The organism is Plantactinospora veratri (genome assembly GCF_036421995.1).
Classification (GTDB): domain Bacteria; phylum Actinomycetota; class Actinomycetes; order Mycobacteriales; family Micromonosporaceae; genus Plantactinospora; species Plantactinospora veratri.
This window is the reverse complement of record NZ_JAZGQL010000008.1, coordinates 471,763-492,309: the sequence shown is the minus strand read 5'-3', so window position 1 is coordinate 492,309 and position 20,547 is coordinate 471,763. Positions and strand designations below refer to the sequence as shown.

Below are 20,547 nucleotides of genomic sequence, written 5' to 3'. Positions count from 1 at the left end.
TAGCAAACATAGGGGACGGACTCCGGTCAGGAAAACCCGGGCCGCGACCCGGCCGGGACGGCCCGCCGACCGTTCGGCAGGCCCAACAGCGCCAGGGAGTAGCCGACCATGCCCAGCGTCGACCCGACGAGATAGCCGGTCGCTCCCCACCGATGCGTCATCAGCGGCGCCGCGACCACGGTGAGGCCGAGCATGACGTACCGGGCGCGGAGCAGGACGTCGAACTCGCCCCGGACGAACCTGCTCAGCGAGCAGCCGTAGGAGAAGCCGAGCGCCGCCTTCTCCGCGCCCGCGGCCACCAGCGCGGCGCCGACCGGGATGAAGGCCAGGGCGGGCACGATCCGCCGGCCGAGAAGCACCGCCAGACCGAGCAGCACCGCACCGAGGGCCATCAGGGCCAGCGACAGCAGACCGTCGCGGAGATCCTGCCAGAGCGTCCTGGCGCTGTCGTCGCGCCGCCGGTAGATGAGCACCCGCCGGAAGGTGATCGCGACGAACGCCAGCGGAGCGAGTACCTGTTGCAGGACCCGGATCACGCCGAGCGTGGCAGCCGTACTGACGAACGCGGTGACCTGGATGGCCAGCACCGGCGTCACGCCGACCACGAAGGCGTCCAGCGAGGCGGCTCCCATGACCGCCCGACGGGACCGGATCCACCGCGGCAGGCCGCGCAGGGCCGGCCGGCGGTCGGGCTGCCGGGCGGCGACGAGGAGGAAGACGGCGTTCACCACCGCCCAGGAGAGGCAGATGCCGAGCGGCGAGCGCAGGACCGCGAAGCAGAGCGACGCCGCCACCTGGACGGCCAGCCAGAGCGCCGACTCCAGGAACGCCGGCCGGGCGGCACCGGCGGCCACCGCTGCCGAGCGGCCGATGTCGAGCGCGATCACGAACGGGATGCCGGCCGCGTAGCCGAGGGCCAGCTCCACCGGTACGTCGGGGACGGCGAGACTGGACAGAAACGCGACGACGGCGCCGAGCAGGCCGCCGGCCAGCGCGGCCGCCACCGACCACCGGCAGGTTGCCCGATCCGCCGGCCGGCCCTCGTGCGCGGTGGCCAGCAGCGTCGCTTCGGCGAGGGTACGTTGCAGGACGCCGCAGGTGAGCTGGAAGACCAGCATCGCCGGTGCGACGGCGCCGACCGCCGCCAGTCCGCCCGCGTAGCCGAGGGAGAGGCTGAAGACCAGGCTGGTGGCCATCAGCCCGAGCTGGCCCATGGTGAGGGCCGGCGTGGACCAGGACCGTCCGCCGGAGCGGGCGGTTCCGCCGGTCGTCGTCGCCGTGCCCGTCACGCGGGTTCCTCCTCCCGGGTCCCGGACCAGTCCTCCAGGGCCCGTGCGACGGCGGTCACCACGCCCTGCTCCAACCGGATCGCCGCGCCCTGACCGGGCAGGTTCGCCGGTTCCGTCTTCCCGGCGAGCAGCTCGTCGAGGGTACGGGCGGCAGCCTCCGGGTCCGCGAAGTCGGCGAAGGCGTACCGTCCACCCGAGACCGCGGCCGCCTCGGGCAGGCCGCCGACCCGGGAGACGAGCATGGGCCGGCCGTGGCTGCCGACCTCCACCACCACCCGGCCGAACGGTTCCATCCAGCTGGACGGGATCAGCGCCGCGTCGATCCGGGCGCAGAACGCCGTGACGTCCAGTTGACCGGCGAAGTCCACCTCGACCTGCTGCGCGGTGGCGAGGTCCGCCAACCGTCGCAGGTAGTCCGGCTGCCCCTCACCGGCGACGAGCATGGTGACCGCCGCGCCGGTGTTCCGCCGGTACGCGGCGGCGGTGCGGATCGCCGCCTCGACGCCCTTCACCGGGTCGACCCGGCCGAGATAGCCGAGGACCCGACGCGTCGGGTCGGGCCGGTACGCCTCCGGCGCGACCGTCGCCGCACCGACCAGCGGATAGGCCACCAGACTGCTTCCCGGGCTGGTCAGTCCGGCCCGTTGCAGCTCGTCTCGGACGAAGCCGGAGACGCAGACGGCGACCGTCCCGGGTGGCGTGGCCCGGCGCATCACCGCCGTCTTGACCCGACAGTCGGCGCAGATGTCGGCGCAGTTCGCGCTGCCCCGACGGCGTGAGCGGCGCCAGCAGGTGTCGCTCAGGTCGTGGTACGACCGCACCAGCCGGACCCCGCTCGACCGGGCCCAGCGCAGCAGCCACGGGCCGGTACGGGAGATATTCGTCGCCACCACCACGTCGGGCCGGTACGCCCGCAGCGCGCGGATCTGCCCGGACGCGACCGCCGGCAGCAGCCACGCCGTCAGCAGTTCCAGTGCCCGCCGGAGCGTCGAGTCGGCGTGTACCCGCCGGGCGTACGGCCGCCGCACGGCGTGCACGACGAGTGGCCCGTCGCGGTACACCTCGTCCGTCGGCGCCGGTACGAAGACCGTGACCTCGGCGGTCCGGGCGAGTTCCAGCGCGGCGGACCGGGCCGACCGCTCCGCCCCGCCGACCAGGTTCGGCCACCACCAGTCGGCGAGGACGGCGACTCTGGGACGGTTCATCTCGGCACCTGCACCGGGTCGACCGGCCCGGTCGACGCTGCCGCCGGCTCCGCTGGCTCGGTCGATGCTGCCGCCGGCTCTCTCGACGCGGGTGCCGGCTCGCGTGACCCCGCTGCGGCGGGGGCCTCGTCCGGCCGGGTGAGGCCCCAGATCCGGCCGCGCCAGCCGAGTACTCCGGCCAGCAGCACCACGAACGCGGCGCCGACGAACGGGATCTGCGCGCCGAGCGGCCCGCGCAACAGCCCGATCTGGCAGGCGGCGAAGATGACGGCGAGCGCGACCGGCAGGTGCGCGGGCGAGGAGTTCAGGGCCCGGTCGAGTCGCCGGGCGAGCTTGCCGTAGCAGAAGAACAGCACCACCACGCCGACCAGGCTGAACTCGACGAAGACCTCGGCCCAGAACGGCAGGGCCAGGTTCTGGAACTCGTAACCCCGGCTGTCCGCGACGACGTTCCCGGCGGGAATCGCCTTGCCCTCCCACAGCGACCTCGGCACCCAGAAGAAGAGCGCCGAGATCAGGTGGTGGCCCCAGGTGTGGCCCTGGCTGTCGACATAGAAGGCGGCGTTGACGGTCTGCTGGAACCCGTCGAAGTCCCAGGTGTAGTAGGCGTCCAGGCCCAGTCGCAGGTTGCCGCGCGACCGGTCGTTGCGGAACAGGTTGGCCAGGGGATAGAGGACGGCGAGCCCGAGCAGCATCCCGACCGAGAACAACGTCCGCCAGCGTTGCCGCCGGAGCCTGACCAGCGCCAGGCCGGCGGCGAGCATCACACTGAACGACGAGAACCGGTTCGCGGTCAGCGGATTGTTGTAGACGAGGTTCAACGCGACCGCGACGGCCGTGGCGAGGGCCAGGATCAGCCGTGCTCTCGCGTCGGCGTAGCCGCGGTTACGCCAGCAGAGCAGGCAGAGGATCAGCGCGACCACGCTGGTCGCGGCCGGCAGCGTGCTGAACAGCCCGAGGAGCGCGAGGTCCCCGCCGCCGCGCAGACCCGCCTGCTCGATGGCGCGTTGCAGGTCGTCGCGGCTGGTGAACCGGACCGCCAGCCCGCCGGTGCGGGGCAGGCAGACCACCGCCATCACCAGGGCCAGCCCGGTCAGCACGATCGCCTTCTCGACGGTGACCCGGAGCCGGCCCGACGAGATCTGCCGGGGCTCGGGCAGCCGGCGGGCGTAACCGGCCCAGTAGGCGGTGACGGCCAGGATGAGGATCACCTGAGCCGTCACGTAGTGCTGGTAGAGCGGCAGGTCGGGCCAGGGGAGCCGGCGGTCCCGGATCTGCAACAGCGGCGCGAAGCCGACCCACACCCCGACGAACGCCCAGAAGGTCACCGCCACGGGTGCGAAGGACTCGGCGACGGTGGCGTGGTAGAGCGCGGCCAGGCAGATCCCCACCACGACCAGGCCGAGCGCCCCGGCCACGGTGGGCCGGGGGAGCACGGTGGTGACGCCGAGGAGCACGACCAGCGCGGCCCCGGCGGCCGAGGCGACGACCGGGGCGGTACGCCAGCGGGCGGCGCGGAGGGCCACGCCGGAGTCGGTGTCCCGGTCAGCGCGCTTCATCGGTGACCCACGACGTCACGTTGGTCGCGAACACGTCCGCCGAGAAGGCGGTGGCGCGGGCGGTGATCCGGGACGGGTCCAGCTCGTCGAGACGGTGCAGCGCGTCGGCGTACCGGCGCGGGTCGGGGGAGTCGAGCAGGAAGCCCGTCTCCCCGTCGACGACGGTCTCCAGCAGACCGCCGCGCCGGACGCCGAGTACCGGCGTGGCGCAGGCCATCGCCTCGACCGGGATGATGCCGAAGTCCTCGTGCGCGGGGAAGAGGAGTGCCCGGGCACCCCAGTACAGTTCGCGGAGCCGTTCCTGGGACGGGCGGTGCGCGAAGCTGACCGGTACCCGTACCCGGGCGGCGGCCCGCCGCAGCGACTCCTCCGCCGGCCCGGAACCGGCGATGACCAGCGGCAGGCCGGCGGCGTCGGCGATCTCGATCATCAGATCGAAGTTCTTGTACGGAATCCACCGCCCCACCCCGAGCAGGTAGTCGCGGTTCTGCCGGCGCTGCGGCTCGGGCGCGTCCCGGTAGTAGTCCACGTCGACCGGTGGGTTGATCACTCGGGCGTCCCGCCGCCAGAACCGCTGGATGCGCGAGCGCACCTCGGCCGAGTTCGCGGCGTAACTGTGCACGTGGCGGCTGAGTCGCCGGTCGGTACGGCGCAATGCGGTACGGGGCAGCGCGAGGAGCCCGCCGGAGCCGCGCCCGTCGAAGTCGGGACTCCACAGGTAGCGGGCCGGCGAATGCACGTAGCTCAGGTAGCGGGTGTCCCGGTCCTGCCGCAGCTTCACGGTGTGCGCGAACGCGTGGCTGGACGAGATGACGACGTCGAACCGTTCCCGGGTCAGGGTACGCCAGGTGAGCGGCATCACCGGCAGGGCCAGCGCCTTCGCCCGGCGCAGCGGCGTACGGGCGAGCCAGGACTCCCGGAACTCGAGCCCACGCCGGGCGTCCCGGTCCCGCCAGAGGACGAAACCGGTGGCGTGCGGGAGTATCCCGTGTAGCGAGAGGAAGACGTTCTCCGAGCCGCCCGTCGCGCCGAACCACTCGTGTACCAGTGCGACGGAGCGTCCCGCCAACGGTGTGGTCCGGGCTCCTGATGTCTCCGCAGATGACGCCGCGATCTCCGTTCCTCCCCTCGAACCCCCGGGCACGGCCGCGCAGCCGTCGGCGAGCCGTCCGGGGCACATCCCGGCACCGGTCGCGCCGGCGTCGTGGCCGTAGCCGTGGTGCGGCGCTGGCGTGGCCGTGCGGCGAGCCGCGCCAGATAGTAGTACAGGCGCTCACTGCGGCACGGGCCTCACCGGTACCGGTCCGGTTCCACTCCGTCCGGTACCGGCGACTCTCGCGGTCGCTAGCCCGTAGTTCCGACGGTCGCGGTCGTCGACGACCCGGCGGATGTGGGTTCGTCGCCAGGCGGTTCGTCGGCAGGCGGGTCGGAGGCCGCCGACTGCGATGCCGGCGGCTCGGCGGGCGGCGGCTCGGCGGGCGGCGGGGCGTCGGGCGGCGGGGCGTCGGGCGGCGGGGCGTCGGCGGGGCTCGGGGAGCCGGGTGGAGCATCCCCTTCCGGCGGCGCGGTCGACCCGGCGGTCGAGCGGACGGTCGAACCTGCTGTCGAGGCTCTGCCCCGGGCGAACCGCCGGACGCGGCCGGCGGCGACGACGAGCAGGACTCCGACCGCCGCCGAGAGCAGATAGCGAAGCCACTGCGCGGAATTCTCGACCGCGTCCCCGTCGACATCGAGCCGGTGCTGTGCCCGTTCCCGGTACGTCTGCGCGGAGCTGTGCGAGGGCGCCACTCGGAGGAGGTCGTCGAACCGGCGGATCGCCGTCGAGAACTGTCCCGCGAAGTAGGCGTGCAGCGCCTCCCGGTAGGCGCGGTCGACCTCACTCAACCGGTTCGCGACTCCGGTACCGGCGAGCAGTTCGGCGACAGCCGTCGCGGGGACGAACCGCCGGGTCCGGCCATCGGCGGCCGACGGGTCGCTGTCGGCGATGGCGAGGAGTCGACCCTCGGCGTCCAGCACCGGGCTGCCCCGGAAACTCGGCCCGAGGCCCTCGCCGGCCAGCCGATCCGGCGCAGCGGCGGCGACCTCGACCGGTCGGGCCCGCTGCCGGTACTCGTCGGAGCCGGTGTCGGGCTCGTCCGGACCGTATCCCAGGATCACGACCTGGCTGCCCGGTTTCGGGTCGGCACCGGCGTGCACCTCGATCGCCGACAGGCCCGTCCGGGACATCTTCACCAGAGCGAGGCTCCGCTCCACGCCCAGCAGGGTGGTCCGGATCGCTGGCGTGGCGGTGCTGCCCGGCCGGGCGACGCCGAGCTGTCCCCAGAGGGTCGACGAGGGTTCCTGGCCGGGGCGCAGACCGGTGAAGGTGGCCGTCTCGCCGATGCTCCGGACGAAACCATCCACCCCGTCGGCGGGCAGTCGCGCGGATTCGACGAGGGTCTGTGCCAGCGCGTACCGGGCGTCGGTCAGCAGTTCCCGCTCGTCGGGCCGTACGCAACCGCTGGCGGTGACGACGTGCCCGTCCGGGTTAACGATCACGCCACTGCACCGGCGGTGTACGGTCACCCGCTCCTGGCGGCTCGTGCCGTCCGGTTCGGTGTACCGCAGATAGCCGGTGAACGTCGCCTCCAGATAGGCGGTGCTCCGGCCGGCCACCGCGGTTGCCGGCTCGTTCGGGGTGAGCCCCGGCGCCGCGCTCGCGGGTGGACCGGCCATGGCGACCGTGACGAGCGCGACCGCCGCCGCCGATGCCATCGCCGCCCTGCTCGGCCGAGCCGACCCGGGGACGCTAACCCGGGGGATTCGCCGCCGCCCCGACCAGCCGCGCCGGCCGGCGTCGGTGTCCCGGTGAGACGAGGTCTGCTCTGCGCCGCGATGGACGTCTCTGCTCACTGCCGGCCCGAATCCGTTCTCGGCTGCGCACGGGTGCGATTCGAAGATCGTCGATCTTCAATTCAGAAGATCAGCGTATCACGGAGGTAGTTCGCCACCCGACGGATCTGGCCGGCGCCGTCCACCGGCGAGGTCATCCGGAGCACGATCTGGCGGTCGACATCGGCACCGGTGCGGTAGTACCCGATCAGCACCAGGCCGTAGCGTCGCTCCGGCGTCCCCTCAAGATGGAACGACTCGGCGTAGAGGGCGGACCCTCCGGCCCGGTTCCATTGCAGCCCCCAGGCCTCCTCGGCCAGGCGCATCCGGTACCGGGAGTCCCCGTCGCACGGCGAGCAGGACCGGACCACCAACTCGCCGCCGATCTCCGGCCCCGAGCCCGGCGGTACGCCGCAGTTGTACTTCGCGTACCCCTCGGCCTGTCCGGCCGGGGTGCACTGCCAGGCCTGCGGAGTCTTGAGCGGGAAGCCGAGCCCTTCGAGTTCGAGGGTGTGGAAGGGGAAACTCGGACTGAACTTCGGCCAGTCCGCCGGCCACTTCACCTCCTTCGGCGGCTCCTTGCCCGGAGCGACCGGCGGGGCGGTCGGGATCGCCACGGCGGACGGGGTGGGGCTGACCGACTCCGGGGCAGCGGTCGGGCGCGGCTCGGGATCGTCGCCGTTGGCGGCCAGGGCGAAGATCGTCCCACCGCCGGCCAGGAGCAGCACGACGAGTGCCGCGATGCCGATCCAGAGCCGGTTGCGGCGCGGTTTCGGTTCGGAGGGAACGATGTGCCGCACCGGCGAATAGAGCGGGTCGGGTCCGGGCGTGCTCGGCGACAGGTCGGCCGGATACGCCTGCGGCATCTCGGGGAGCGGCTGCGGCGGCCCGGAGACGGAGTCCGGCGGTACCGAGACCTGGTAGGGCGGCGCGGAGTTCTGGTACGGCGGTGCCGAACTCTGGTACGGCGGCGCGGAACTCTGCTGCGGCGACGCCGAACTCTGGTACGGCGGATGGGAGGTCTGGTCCGGCGGCGCGGAGGTCTGGTGTGGCGGCGCGGACGTCTGGTGCGGCGGCGCGGAGGTCTGGTGTGGTGGTGCCGACGTCTGGTGCGGCGGCGCCGACGTCGGGGCGGCGTTCACCGGTGGCGTCGACTGTGGTGGCCCGGCCTGCCAGGGGGTGGGAGGCGGCACGCCCGGGGTGAGCCGGGTGGTGGGGCTGGCCAGTTCGTCGTCGGTCGTCGCGGCGCCCGCCGTCGAGCCGGTGGCGTTCGGCGCGACGGCGGCGGTCTTCACGGTCGGCGACTCGCCGTCCCCGAGCTGCTCCTGAGCGGGTCGGCACTCCATGCCCAGCGCCGCGAACAGCCGCTCGGCGCCGTCGGCCTCGCTGGCGGCGTAGGCGACCCAGGGCGCGGGGGCGGCGAACTCGGCGTGCACGTAACGGGGGCCGCCCGAGCCGGGCTGCGCCAGTGCGTGCGCGGTGCCGACGAAGGCGTCCCGCCAGCGCTGGTCACTCGCGACGGCGGCGTCCAGCACAGCCACCGTGTACGAGTTGCCCTGCCCGTCGATGGCGGACCAGACGCTGCCGACCTGGCAGAGGCTGACCGCCTCGATGAACTGGTACGGACCCACTGGCTGCATCCCAACCCACTTCCGCTTCGCCCTGTGCGGATCCTAGCGAGGCGAGACCAGTGCGCCCGAGGCCCCTCCACAGGGGGTCGGTGGTCGTGTAGTGCCCGCCGCAGTCGTCCGGTGATAGTACATGAGTACTGACTCAGCGTGTTCGGCGCGACGGGGACGAAGTGGACAGTGCCGGGACGAGCGGTATGCCCGGTCCGGTCCCGGGGCGGATCGGGTCGTCAGCGGATCGGGTCGTCAGCGGCCCATCGCGGCCAGCAGCTCGCCGCAGGCCCGTTCGGCGACCCGGCACGCCTCGGCGCAGATCCGGCAGTGCTCGTGCATCTTGGCGTGCCGCTCGCACTCCTCGGCACAGGAGCGGCAGGCGGTCGCGCACGCCTCGAGCAGGCTGCGGCTGAGGTTCGCGTCGTAACCGGTGTGCCGGGACAGTACCCGCGCGGTGGCGGAGCAGACGTCGGCGCAGTCGAGGTCGGTCCGGATGCACTTGACGAGCTGGGCGACGTCCGCCTCGCTCAGGCAGGCGTCCGCGCACGAGGTGCAGGCCTGGGCGCAGGCGAGCAGCGCGTCGATCGACCGGGCCAGCAGGTCGCGATCGAGGTTGATCTCTCCGGGGTAGGTGGCCAGCATGGGCCGGGTGGCGGCAGTCATCTCCGCGTCTCCTCGCCTCGGCGGTCGGCTCCGCGTTCGTGGGCCGTCCACCCGCCGATACCCGGTGCCACCCGGGTTCATTCGGGCCGCGACCGGCCGAGCCTGCGGCCTCGCTCGGTTGCCCGGTCACCACGTCGGCCGCCCCGCCTAGAATCGGGACCGGACCGCGATGTTCCGTGCCGAGCTGTCGAGCAGACCCCGCGGAGGACCGGATATGGACGTCGCAAGCGGTGCTGACGACGACAGACCGCCCGGACCCGCCCCGGAGGGCGGCGCACCGTTCCTGATGAGCGCCTGCCTGGCCGGTACCCGGTGCGCCTACGACGGCGGCGCCGCGAAGGAGGAGGTCGCGCCCGCCGCCGACGCGCGGGTCCGGCTGGTCTGCCCGGAGGTGATGGGCGGGCTGCCGACCCCGCGCGACCGTGCGGAGATCGTCGGCGGGGACGGCTTCGACGTCCTGGACGGCCGTGCCCGGGTGTTGACCCACCGGGGCGAGGACGTGACCGAGGAGTACCTGGCGGGTGCCCGGCGGACCCTGCGGATCGCCCGGGCCACCGGAGCGGCAGGGGCGGTGCTTCAGGACTACAGCCCCTCCTGCGGCTGCCGGCAGATCAGTGACGGGACGTTCCGGCGCAACCGGGTGGAGGGCCAGGGCGTCACGGCGGCCCTGTTGCTGCGCAACGGGTTCCGGGTCGTGGCACACCACGAGTACGACGCCTCGGCGCCGTTCCCGCCCGACCCGGCGACATCCGGGGGCTGAGCGCCGAGGTCCCGGGGACTGAGCGCCGGTCCCGGAGGCTGAACGCCGAGGTCCCGGAGGCTGGGCCGTCGAAGCCATTGACACCGACCGTTCGCCGTACCGGACCGACCGCTCGACGCCTCGGCGCACGACCTGCGGATTCCGCGTCTCCCGTTACTGAAGCGTTACGGTGTACGGTTTGACTGCTCCAATGTTAGCGGTAACACTCGGCTCGCGACGTGATCGCGACCAGACCGTCGGGGCTGGCAGGAGCCATGCCCCAAGTAGGAGAGGTGGACATGCCGCCGGCCACGCATCCGCAGATCTGGTTCCTCACCGGCAGCCAGCACCTGTACGGTCCGGAGACCCTCGACCAGGTCGCGTCCCAGTCGCAGCAGATTCTGCGTACGCTCACCGGCTCGGGTCAGATCGTCGCGGACATCGTCTGGAAACCCGTCCTCACCGAGGCGTCGGCGATCCGCGCGATCCTGCTGGAGGCGAACGCCGACCCCGGCTGCCTCGGCGTGATCGCCTGGATGCACACCTTCTCGCCGGCCAAGATGTGGATCACCGGCCTGGACGCGCTGCGCAAGCCCCTGCTGCACCTGCACACCCAGCTCAACGAGGCGCTGCCCTGGGAGTCCATCGACATGGACTTCATGAACCTCAACCAGGCCGCGCACGGTGACCGGGAGTTCGGCTTCATCCAGACGCGACTCGGACTGGCCCGCAAGACCGTCGCCGGGCACGCCTCCGACCCGACCGTGGTGACCCGGATCGACGAGTGGGCCCGCGCCGCGCTCGGCTTCGCGCACCTGCGTAACCTCCGGTTGGCCCGGTTCGGCGACAACATGCGTGACGTAGCCGTCACCGAGGGCGACAAGGTGGAGGCGGAGCTTCGCTTCGGCGTCTCGGTGAACACCTACGGGGTCAACGAGCTTGTCGAGGTGGTGGACCGGGTCGCCGACCAGGAGGTCGAGCGCCTGGTCGGCGAGTACGCCGACACCTACCGGCTCGCCCCGGAACTGGCCAAGGACGGCGACCGGCACGAGTCGCTGCGGTACGCGGCCCGGATCGAGGCCGGCCTGCGGGAGTTCCTCGTCGACGGCGGGTTCGGGGCGTTCACCACGAACTTCCAGGATCTCGGCGGGCTACGGCAACTTCCCGGACTCGCCGTACAGCGGCTGATGGCCGACGGCTACGGTTTCGGCGGCGAGGGCGACTGGAAGACCTCGACCCTGCTCGCCGCGGTCAAGGCGATGGGTGTCGGATCGCCCCGGGGAACCTCGTTCATGGAGGACTACACCTACCACTTCGGGCCGGGTGAACCGAAGATCCTCGGCGCGCACATGCTCGAGGTCTGCCCGAGCATCGCTGGCGCGCGCCCGTCCTGCGAGATCCACCCGCTCGGCATCGGTGGCCGCGAGGACCCGGTCCGGCTCGTCTTCGACGCCACCACCGGTCCCGGCGTGGTGATCGGGATGGCCGACCTCGGCGAGCGGTTCCGCCTCGTCGCCAACGAGATCGAGGTGGTGCCGCCGGACGAGCCGATGCCCCGGCTCCCGGTCGCCCGGGCGGTGTGGAAGCCCGCGCCGTCGCTGAGTACCTCGGCCGAGTCGTGGCTCACCGCCGGGGGACCGCACCACACGGTGCTGACCCAGGCGGTGGGTTCGGCCACGCTGCGCGACTTCGCGGACATGTTGCACACCGAGCTGGTGCTGATCGACGAGCGGACCACGACCACCGACTTCCGGGACCGGCTGCGCTGGAACCAGGCATACCACCGACTCGCCCAGGGTCTGCCCGGCCGGGGCTGACCCGCACCCCCACGCCCAGTAGCTCTGAGGTGTAAGGAAGGGCCCCTTCCTATACAGAATGCGATAAGAAGGGGCCCTTCCTTGCATCCGCAGGAAATGGAGGACCAGATGAAATTCGTTCGGCTCGCGGCGGTGGCCGGCGCCGCCACGCTCGCCGTCGCGCTCACCGCGTGCGGATCGAGCACCAAGACCGTGGACCAGGAGGCCGGCTCCAGCGACAACGCCGGGGCGCTCGTCGGGGTCACCATGCCGACGAAGTCCTCCGAGCGGTGGATCCACGACGGCAACAACGTCAAGGCGGGCCTGGAGAAGCTCGGCTTCAAGGTCGACCTCCAGTACGCCCAGGACGACATCCCCACCCAGGTGGCCCAGATCGAGAACCAGATCACCAAGGGCGCCAAGGTGCTGATCATCGCCTCGATCGACGGCACCGCCATCACCACCCAGTTGCAGAACGCGGCGGACAACAAGATCCCGGTCATCGCGTACGACCGGCTGATCCGCAACAGCCCGAACGTCGACTACTACGCCACCTTCGACAACTTCAAGGTCGGGGTGCAGCAGGCGACCTCGCTGCTGGTCGGGCTGAAGCTGAAGAACGAGGACGGCAGCGACGGCACCGCCAAGGGTCCGTTCAACATCGAACTCTTCGCCGGCTCGCCCGACGACAACAACGCCACCTTCTTCTTCAACGGCGCGATGTCGGTGCTCCAGCCGTACATCGACAAGGGCACCCTGGTGGTCAAGAGCGGGCAGAAGGACTTCAAGACCGTCGCGATCCTGCGCTGGGACGCTGGCACCGCGCAGCGTCGGATGGAGGACCTGCTGACCAAGACGTACAGCGGCGGGGTCAAGGTCGACGGGGTGCTCTCGCCGTACGACGGGCTGTCGATCGGCATCCTGTCGGCGCTGAAGAGCAACGGCTACGGCACCGCCGGGCAGCCGTACCCGATCGTGACCGGGCAGGACGCCGAGGTCGCCTCGGTGAAGTCCATCATCGCCGGCGAGCAGTACTCGACCATCTACAAGGACACCCGGCAGCTCGCCGAGGTGGCGGTCAAGATGGCCGACGCGGTGCTCAAGGGGAGCAAGCCCGAGGTCAACAACGAGAAGGACTACGACAACGGCAACAAGGTCGTGCCCTCCTTCCTGCTCGACCCGGTGATCGTCAACAAGGCCAACTACAAGGCGACGCTGATCGACACCGGCTACTACAAGCCGGAACAGATCCAGTAGTACGGTCGCGGCGGTCGCCCCGGGTAGATCCCCGCGAGGCGGCCGCCGCACCATGCCGGCCCGACGCCGGCGACCCCGGTCCACCCACCGACCCAGGAGGCGATCCGTTGGCATGACCGACGACATTCTGCGGATGCGGGACATCACCAAGACCTTTCCCGGGGTACGCGCGCTGCACGAGGTCAGCCTCTCGGTGCGCCGGGGTGAGATCCACGCGATCTGCGGCGAGAACGGCGCCGGGAAGTCCACCCTGATGAAGGTGCTCTCCGGGGTCTACCCGCACGGCTCGTACTCCGGGGAGATCTCCTTCGACGGCGAGCCCTGCGAGTTCGCCGACATCCGGGACAGCGAGCGGCGCGGGATCGTCATCATCCACCAGGAGCTGGCGCTCTGTCCGCAGCTCTCGATCGCCGAGAACATCTTCCTCGGCAACGAGCGGGCCAGTCGTGGACTGATCGACTGGAACCGGACCAACCACGAGGCCGCCGCGCTGCTGGCCCGGGTGGGGCTCTACGAGAACCCGGTGACCCAGGTCAGCGACATCGGCGTGGGCAAGCAGCAGCTCGTCGAGATCGCCAAGGCGCTGGCCAAGCGGGTCCGGCTGCTCATCCTCGACGAGCCCACCGCGGCGCTCAACGACCGGGACTCGGCGCACCTGCTCGACCTGCTGCGCGGCCTGCGCGACCAGGGCATCACCTGCGTGATCATCTCGCACAAGCTGAACGAGATCGCGGCGATCGCCGACCGGATCACCATCCTGCGGGACGGCCGGACGATCGAGACCCTGGACCCCGCCACCGACGTGGTGACCGAGGACCGGATCATCTCCGGGATGGTCGGCCGGGACCTCGACCACCGCTTCCCGCCGCGCGAGCCGCGGATCGGCAGCGAGGTGCTGCGGATCGAGGACTGGACGGTGCACAGCCCCAACCAGCACGGCCGGGTGGTGGTCTCGAACGCCAACCTCACGCTGCGGCGCGGCGAGATCGTCGGGCTGGCCGGGCTGATGGGCGCCGGCCGTACCGAGCTGGCGATGAGCGTCTTCGGGCGCTCGTACGGGACGGACATCTCCGGCCGGCTGGTCAAGGACGGTCGGGAGATCACCGTACGGTCGGTGCGGGACGCGATCCGGCACGGCATCGCGTACGCGACCGAGGACCGCAAGCGGTACGGCCTCAACCTGATCGAGGACATCAAGCGGAACGTCTCGGCCGCCGGGCTGAGCCGGCTGGCCAGGCGCGGCTGGGTCGACGACCACCGGGAGTTCCAGGTCGCCGACGGGTTCCGGGCCAGCATGAACATCAAGGCGCCGAGCGTGCTGAGTGTGACCGGCAAGCTCAGCGGCGGCAACCAGCAGAAGGTCGTACTGTCGAAGTGGATCTTCACCAATCCCGACGTGCTGATCCTCGACGAGCCGACCCGGGGCATCGACGTCGGCGCCAAGTACGAGATCTACTCGATCATCAACCGGCTCGCCGACGAGGGTAAGGCCATCCTGGTCATCTCGTCGGAGCTGCCCGAACTGCTCGGCCTCTGCGACCGCATCTACACCCTCTCCGCCGGCCGGGTCACCGCCGAGGTGCCCCGCGCGGAGGCGACCCAGGAACACCTGATGCGGTACATGACCAAGGGCCAGGCCGACCACGGCGACGCCCGCACCACCTCGGACGACCCGGGCCCGGCGGACGCCGCCGGCCGTCCGAGCGGACCGACGAACGGACAGGAGTAGACCTCGATGAGCGCCACCGCACCCACCAACGCCGATGTCGCGGTGAGCGGACCCGGTCTCGGTGAACCGTCCGCCCCGGCCGGCGGTCCCGGTCGCCGGCTCTCAATCAACCTGCGGCAGAGCGGCATCTACGTCGCCTTCGCGTTGATCGTGCTGCTCTTCTCGGTGCTGACCGACGGGGCCCTGCTCCAGCCGCAGAACATCTCCAACATCGTCGTGCAGAACTCGTACGTGCTGATCCTGGCGATCGGCATGATCCTGATCATCATCGCCGGGCACATCGACCTCTCCGCCGGCTCGGTGGTGGCGGTCACCGGGGCGGTCGCGGCCGTGCTGATGGTCGAACACGACGTACCATGGCCGCTGGCCCTGCTGATCACCCTCGTCGTCGGCGGGCTGATCGGTGCCTGGCAGGGATTCTGGATCGCCTACTTCGGCATCCCGGCCTTCATCGTGACCCTGGCCGGCATGCTGCTCTTCCGGGCGCTCACCCTGACCGTCCTCGGCAACCAGGGCATCGGGCCGTTCCCGGACCCGGTGCGTACCCTCGCGAACGGCTTCACCGAGGGCTACCTGGGCAACGTCGGGCTCGGCCCGCTGGGCGGCGCCGACCTGTTCAGCCTGCTGGTCGGGATCGCCGCGATGGCCGGCATCGTACTGGTGCAGTGGCGCGGCCGGATGGCCCGGCTCGGCTACCAGCAGACCGTCGAGCCGCTGCCGATCTTCGTCCTCAAGCTCGCCCTGGCCGGCGTCGTGGTGATGACGGTGATCGTGCAGCTGGCCCGGTTCAAGAACCTGCCCTGGGTGCTGATCCTGCTCGCCGGCCTGATCCTGGCGTACTCGCTGCTGACCAACCGGGCCGTCTTCGGCCGGCAGATCTACGCCGTCGGCGGCAACCTCCAGGCCGCGACCCTGAGCGGTGTCAAGGTCAAGTCGGTGATCTTCTGGATCTTCGTCAACATGGGCGTACTCTCCGCGCTCGCCGGGATCATCTTCGCCGGCCGGCTCAACCAGGCCGGGCCGACCGCCGGCAACGCCTTCGAACTCGACGCCATCGCGGCGGCGTTCATCGGCGGTGCGGCCGTACAGGGCGGCGTCGGCAAGGTGGTCGGGGCGATCACCGGTGGTCTGATCATGGGCGTCATCAACAACGGCATGTCGCTGATGGGCGCGCCGAGCGAGCGGGTGATGCTGGTCAAGGGCGCCGTGCTGCTCGCGGCGGTGGCCTTCGACGTCTGGACCAAGCGGCGCGCCGGAGCCGCCCGGTAACTCGCCCAGCACGACCGGCCATCCGCGACGGTGCCGGCCCGGCGAGCCGTACGGACCTGAACCTCGTTGGCGCATACGGTAGATATCCGGACGAATTCGGGTCAGGTTCGTGTCGAGGCGCCGGGCGCCCCGCTGCGGCCCCGAACCCGGCGCAGAGTCAGGAGGCAGGTCCATGGTCGATCCGGTATGCGCCCCGGCGACCGGGCCGGACCGGCGCGTCCCGGCGGTCGGCCGCGCCGGCTGAAATGGACTGGGCGGGATGGGCACTCTTCGGGGTGGTGGCCACCGCCGCGCTCACCGCGGCGATGACCGCCGCGCAGCTCGCCGGGCTCACCCGCGTCGACCTGCCGCTGATCCTCGGCACCCTGGTCACCGAGGACCCCGACCGGGCCCGGGTGGCCGGCTTCTTCATCCACCTGCTGGCCGGTCAGGGCTTCGCGCTCGGCTATGCCGGGACGTTCGCCCTGCTCGGCCGGGCCACCTGGTGGATCGGCGCGCTGCTCGGCATGGTGCACGTCGGGATCGCGCTGACGGTGCTGCTGCCGCTGCTGCCCGGCGTACATCCCCGGATGGCCTCGCCCCGGGCCGGCCCGGCCAGTACGGCGGTACTGGAGCCGCCCGGCCTGCTCGCCCTGAACTACGGGATGCAGACACCGGTGGTCACGGTCGCCGTGCACCTCCTCTACGGGGCCGTCCTCGGGCTGCTCCTCCAGGCCCGATGAGCCCGGCCGGCGCCGCCGAGCCACCACCGCCGATCGCGGACTACGGGCTGCTCGGCGACACCCGCACGGCGGCCCTGGTCTCCAGCGCCGGTGCGATCGACTGGATGTGCGTACCCCGCTTCGACGGCCCGCCCCTGTTCGGCCGGCTCGTCGGCGGCCCGGCGGCGGGCACGTACCGGATCGGCCCCGCCCGAGCGGCCGAACCGGTCGAGCGGCGGTACCGGCGGGACACGACCACCCTGCGGACCACCTGGGCGATCGGCGGGCGACGCCTCACCCTCACCGAGGGGATGGTCGCCGAGGTCACCGGTCGACTGCTGCCGACGACCCTGCTGGTCCGGCGACTCCAGGCCGAGGGAGGCCCCGCCGACGCCGTCGTCGAGTTCGATCCTCGGCTCGGTGCCGGCCACCGGCCGCCCCGGGTACGCCGGCACGGGACGGTCTCCGTCTGCGAGTGGAATGCGCTCGCGGTGTCGCTGAACGGCGCTCCCGGGCCGGTCGTCGAACCCGGCCGACCGACCCCGATCACCGTCCACCCGGGCCGGCCGGTCACCTTCGTACTGGTGGTGGCGCACCGGGAACCACTGATCCAGGTGGGTCCGGAGGCGGCCTGGGAGCTGCTGCGCGCCGACGAGGCGTACTGGCGGGCATGGGTCGCCGACCTCGACCTCGACCTGCCGTTCCGGGACGTCGTGGTGCGCAGCCTGCTCACCCTGCGCCTGTTGACCTATTCGCCGTCGCACGCTCCGGTCGCGGCGCCGACCACCTCGCTGCCGGAGCAGCCCGGCGGGGCACGGAACTGGGACTACCGCTACGTCTGGCCCCGGGACGCCAGCATCGGAATCGCCGCCTTTCTCGGGGTCGGCAAGCCCGACCAGGCCCGTGGTTTCCTCGCCTGGCTGTTGCGGGCGAGCCGGTTGCAGCGGCCGCGCCTGCCGGCACTGTTCACACTCGACGGCCTGCGGGTACCGGTCGAGCGGCGACTCGGCGGCTGGCCCGGCTACGCCGACAGCACCCCGGTACGCGTCGGCAACGGTGCCGCCCACCAGCACCAACTCGACGGCTACGGCTGGGTCGTCGACGCAGCCTGGGTGTACGCACAGGCCGGACACCGCCTCGACGGGGAGACCTGGCGGACGGTACGCGGCTTCGCCGACGTGGTCGCCCGGCGGTGGCCGGAACCCGACGCCGGCATCTGGGAGCTGCGCCACCCCACCCAGCAGGTGCACTCCAAGCTGATGGGTTGGCTCGCGCTGGACCGGGCGCTGCGGATCGCCCAGACCCATCCGCTCCCGGACCGGCAGCGGCGACGCTGGCGCGACGCCCGGCAGGCGATCGTCGACGACGTGCGGGTGCACGGCGTCGACCCCGACCGGGGCAACTACGTCCGCGGCTACGGATCCCGGGAGGTCGACGCGGCGCTGCTGGTACTGCCGCTGCTCGGCATCGAGGATCCCGACTCGCCCCGGGTGGAGCGCACCATCGCGGCGATCCGGAGCGACCTGGGCGCCGGCGGCGCCCTGCTCTACCGCTACCCGCCCGGCCGGGACGGCCTGCCCGGCTCCGAGGCGGCCTTCCTGCCCTGCTCCTTCTGGCTGGTCCAGGCGCTCGCTGGCACCGGGCGGCGGGCCGAGGCGGTCGAGCTGTTCCGAGCACTCCTCGACCGGGCGAGCCCGTTGGGTCTCTACGCCGAGGAGATGGACCCGGTGACCGGTGCCCACCTCGGCAACTATCCGCAGACCCTCACCCACGCCGCGCTCGTGCAGGCCGTACTCGCGATCCGGTCGGCACCGGTCCGCTAGCCGGTCGGTCCGGGAGCGCGGGGCCGGGTGGCCGGCACGCACGAGCGGGGACCTGGCGGAGGTGCGCGGCTTTCGTACGATTCCCAGCGTCCGGCGACCCCTCGTCCTCGATCGGAAGGTAGGCCGTGGACTCGTCTCTCGCGCTCCTCGTCGGCGCCACCGCCGTCTGTGCCGGCGCCGTCGGCTACCTGGTCCAGCCGCGCGCCCTCGGGCCACGCCGCGCCGTCGTGGCCGCCGTGGGCGTGGCGGTCGGCGTCACCGCGAGCTTCCTGCTGATGCTCTACCTCGCCAGCCTGGCGCTTCCGGCGGTGGTGGGATTCGTCGCCCTCTTCACCGCCGCCGTCGGCTATCCGGTCTTCCGGCGCGACCTCGGTCCCCGCCGGGCCGGTGTGGCCGCCGCAGGCTCGGCGGCCGTCGTCACCGCGAGCTTCCTCTTCGTGGTCTACCTCGCCGTGATCGCCTTCATCGCCGCCATCGGCGTCTACCTGTTGCTCCGGGACCGGGTCCGGATCGCTCCGGCACTGATCATGACAGGTACCACCCTCGGCGGGCTGCTCGCCGCCTCCGCGCTCGTCTTCTGGGTCAGCTTCACGTACGTCATGTGACACCGCTTCGCACCGTCCGAGGGATCAACTGCCCGGAAGGTCGGTACGCCGCTCTCGGCCGACATCCCGGCACCGCTGAAGCCGACGAGCCGACGAGCCGACGAGCCCGGGCGAACAGCCCGGCGGCGTCGGGCGGCAGGACCCGCTCCGTCCGGTAGATCCTGCCACCGGCAGAGCGGATCGGCGCCCGTCCGTGCGCCACCACCCCGGGCGCGCCGGGCCGCTCCCTTCACCGTGCCCGCTCCTGCACCGCCTCCCGGTAGAGCCGCAACAGCGCCCGCCCGTGCGCCGCCCAGGACCGGGGAGCGACACCGGCCGCCGCCGGGGGTGGGCCGGCGGCAACCGACTCGTCGATCGCCCGGGCGGTCGCGGCCACGTCGTCCGGGTCGACCAGCCGCGCCGCCGCGCCGAGCAGCTCGCGGTAGGTGGGAATGTCGGCGGCGACCACCGGCGCCCCGGCAGCCAGCGCCTCCAGCGGCGGGAACCCGAAGCCCTCGCTCGCCGAGAGGCTGACCACGGCGCCGGCCCGCCGGTAGAGCGCCTGCAACACGCCGTCGTCGACCGCGCCGAGCAGCACCGCGTCGGCGCCGACGGCATGCTCGGCAACCTGCTCGGCGCCGGTAGCGCCGGGCGCGAAGTCGCCGCCGACCAGGACCAGCGGTACGCCGCGACGCCGGCTGGCCGTCCGGGCGTACGCGTCCAGCACGGCGCCGATCCGCTTGTGCGCCCGAGCCAGCCCGACGTAGAGGACGAACTCGGGCAGCGACGGTACCGCCCCGTCCGGCGGTGCCGGTGCGGCCAGCAGATGGTCGCTGCCCCACGAGCTGACCCGCAGTGGTGCGTCCGCCCGTACGTTGGCGCGGAACTGCCCGGCGACCGTCTCGGTCGGTACCACGATCCGGGCCGCCGTCGCCGCGAGGTGCGCCATCATCAGGCCGTAGTACTCCTCGTGTGCGGAGGCGGGTCGCGCCCGGGCGGCCGGTGCCGGCGGGGTCAGGGTGCGCAGTTCCGCCGCCGCCCGGCGCAGCGCCGCGAGGTCGGCGGCACCGAACCGCGCGGCGAACGCCGGATCCGAGTAGCAGAGGCCGGGATCGAGCAGCCGGACGACGTCGTGCACGGTCACCACCAGCGGGATGCCGGGATCGGGCCACGGGATCCGGTAGTCGAACAGGTGGATCACTTCCGCGTCGACCCGGCGGGCGGCGTCGAGCAGCTCGTCCGCCTCCGCCGAGCCGTACCGGGGTGTTCCGGTCGGCGCCAGGACGTCGAGCCGGATCCGATCCGCGGACCGCAGCGCCGCGACCGTGCAGCGGGTGTAGCGCCCGATGCCGTCGGGGGCGTCGATCCGCCCGTCCACCAGCACCCGGATCACCGCTGCCACCTCACTGGACATGGTGTCGACATCTATGACCGCCTATC

16 protein-coding genes are annotated in these 20,547 nt (G+C 72.1%); 8 read left to right on the top strand and 8 right to left on the bottom strand.

Features of this window, described 5'->3' with window-relative positions:
* Positions 1–26: 26 nt before the first annotated feature.
* The 7 genes from V1634_RS14465 to V1634_RS14435 form a co-directional block, all read right to left on the bottom strand.
* Positions 27–1,289 carry an MATE family efflux transporter gene (locus V1634_RS14465; RefSeq protein WP_331208300.1) on the bottom strand — a complete coding sequence of 421 codons (1,263 nt, stop codon included), beginning with the start codon at positions 1,287–1,289 and terminating at the stop codon, positions 27–29.
* Positions 1,286–2,494, bottom strand: a complete 1,209-nt coding sequence (locus V1634_RS14460; protein ID WP_331208299.1) for a glycosyltransferase family 4 protein — start codon at positions 2,492–2,494, stop codon at positions 1,286–1,288. The genes V1634_RS14465 and V1634_RS14460 overlap by 4 nt, the downstream gene beginning before the upstream one ends.
* Entirely contained in the window at positions 2,491–4,053 is a 1,563-nt protein-coding gene (locus V1634_RS14455) for a hypothetical protein (RefSeq protein WP_331208298.1), read from the bottom strand. The genes V1634_RS14460 and V1634_RS14455 overlap by 4 nt, the downstream gene beginning before the upstream one ends.
* Positions 4,040–5,122, bottom strand: coding sequence for a glycosyltransferase (locus V1634_RS14450; RefSeq protein WP_331208297.1), 1,083 nt, complete (start codon positions 5,120–5,122; stop codon positions 4,040–4,042). The genes V1634_RS14455 and V1634_RS14450 overlap by 14 nt, the downstream gene beginning before the upstream one ends.
* 275 nt (positions 5,123–5,397) lie before the next feature.
* The gene (locus V1634_RS14445) at positions 5,398–6,807 is read right to left on the bottom strand and encodes a trypsin-like peptidase domain-containing protein (RefSeq protein WP_331208296.1); all 1,410 of its coding nucleotides are present in this window, start codon (positions 6,805–6,807) and stop codon (positions 5,398–5,400) included.
* A 200-nt stretch (positions 6,808–7,007) separates the two neighbouring features.
* On the bottom strand, positions 7,008–8,564 hold the full coding sequence (locus tag V1634_RS14440; RefSeq protein ID WP_331208295.1) for a hypothetical protein: 1,557 nt from the start codon (positions 8,562–8,564) through the stop codon (positions 7,008–7,010).
* 234 nt (positions 8,565–8,798) lie between these two features.
* Positions 8,799–9,209, bottom strand: coding sequence for a four-helix bundle copper-binding protein (locus tag V1634_RS14435; protein ID WP_331208294.1), 411 nt, complete (start codon positions 9,207–9,209; stop codon positions 8,799–8,801).
* Between the two features lie 214 nt (positions 9,210–9,423).
* On the opposite strand from V1634_RS14435, the gene V1634_RS14430 reads away from it, so the two are divergent.
* The 8 genes from V1634_RS14430 to V1634_RS14395 all read left to right on the top strand — a co-directional run bounded on the left by V1634_RS14430 (position 9,424) and on the right by V1634_RS14395 (position 19,128).
* Complete coding sequence (locus tag V1634_RS14430; RefSeq protein ID WP_331208293.1) at positions 9,424–9,969, top strand: DUF523 domain-containing protein; 546 nt, start codon at positions 9,424–9,426, stop codon at positions 9,967–9,969.
* A 254-nt stretch (positions 9,970–10,223) separates the two neighbouring features.
* Positions 10,224–11,765: an L-arabinose isomerase gene (gene araA / locus V1634_RS14425; protein WP_331208292.1), complete on the top strand. Its 1,542-nt coding sequence runs from the start codon at positions 10,224–10,226 to the stop codon at positions 11,763–11,765.
* 108 nt (positions 11,766–11,873) lie between these two features.
* Positions 11,874–13,001: a multiple monosaccharide ABC transporter substrate-binding protein gene (gene chvE, locus V1634_RS14420; RefSeq protein WP_331208291.1), complete on the top strand. Its 1,128-nt coding sequence runs from the start codon at positions 11,874–11,876 to the stop codon at positions 12,999–13,001.
* A gap of 112 nt (positions 13,002–13,113) precedes the next feature.
* Positions 13,114–14,730, top strand: coding sequence for a multiple monosaccharide ABC transporter ATP-binding protein (gene mmsA, locus V1634_RS14415; RefSeq protein ID WP_331208290.1), 1,617 nt, complete (start codon positions 13,114–13,116; stop codon positions 14,728–14,730).
* A gap of 6 nt (positions 14,731–14,736) precedes the next feature.
* Complete coding sequence (gene mmsB / locus V1634_RS14410; RefSeq protein WP_331208289.1) at positions 14,737–15,999, top strand: multiple monosaccharide ABC transporter permease; 1,263 nt, start codon at positions 14,737–14,739, stop codon at positions 15,997–15,999.
* Between the two features lie 245 nt (positions 16,000–16,244).
* Entirely contained in the window at positions 16,245–16,721 is a 477-nt protein-coding gene (locus tag V1634_RS14405; protein WP_331208288.1) for a hypothetical protein, read from the top strand.
* Entirely contained in the window at positions 16,718–18,523 is a 1,806-nt protein-coding gene (locus tag V1634_RS14400) for a glycoside hydrolase family 15 protein (RefSeq protein WP_331208287.1), read from the top strand. Before V1634_RS14405 ends, V1634_RS14400 begins: the two co-directional genes overlap by 4 nt.
* Positions 18,524–18,648: 125 nt before the next feature.
* A complete protein-coding gene (locus V1634_RS14395) occupies positions 18,649–19,128 on the top strand; it encodes a hypothetical protein (protein WP_331208286.1) in 480 nt (159 codons plus the stop codon).
* A 229-nt stretch (positions 19,129–19,357) separates the two neighbouring features.
* Here V1634_RS14395 and V1634_RS14390 read toward each other — a convergent pair whose 3' ends face one another.
* Positions 19,358–20,521, bottom strand: a complete 1,164-nt coding sequence (locus V1634_RS14390; RefSeq protein WP_331208285.1) for a glycosyltransferase — start codon at positions 20,519–20,521, stop codon at positions 19,358–19,360.
* Positions 20,522–20,547 lie beyond the last annotated feature (26 nt).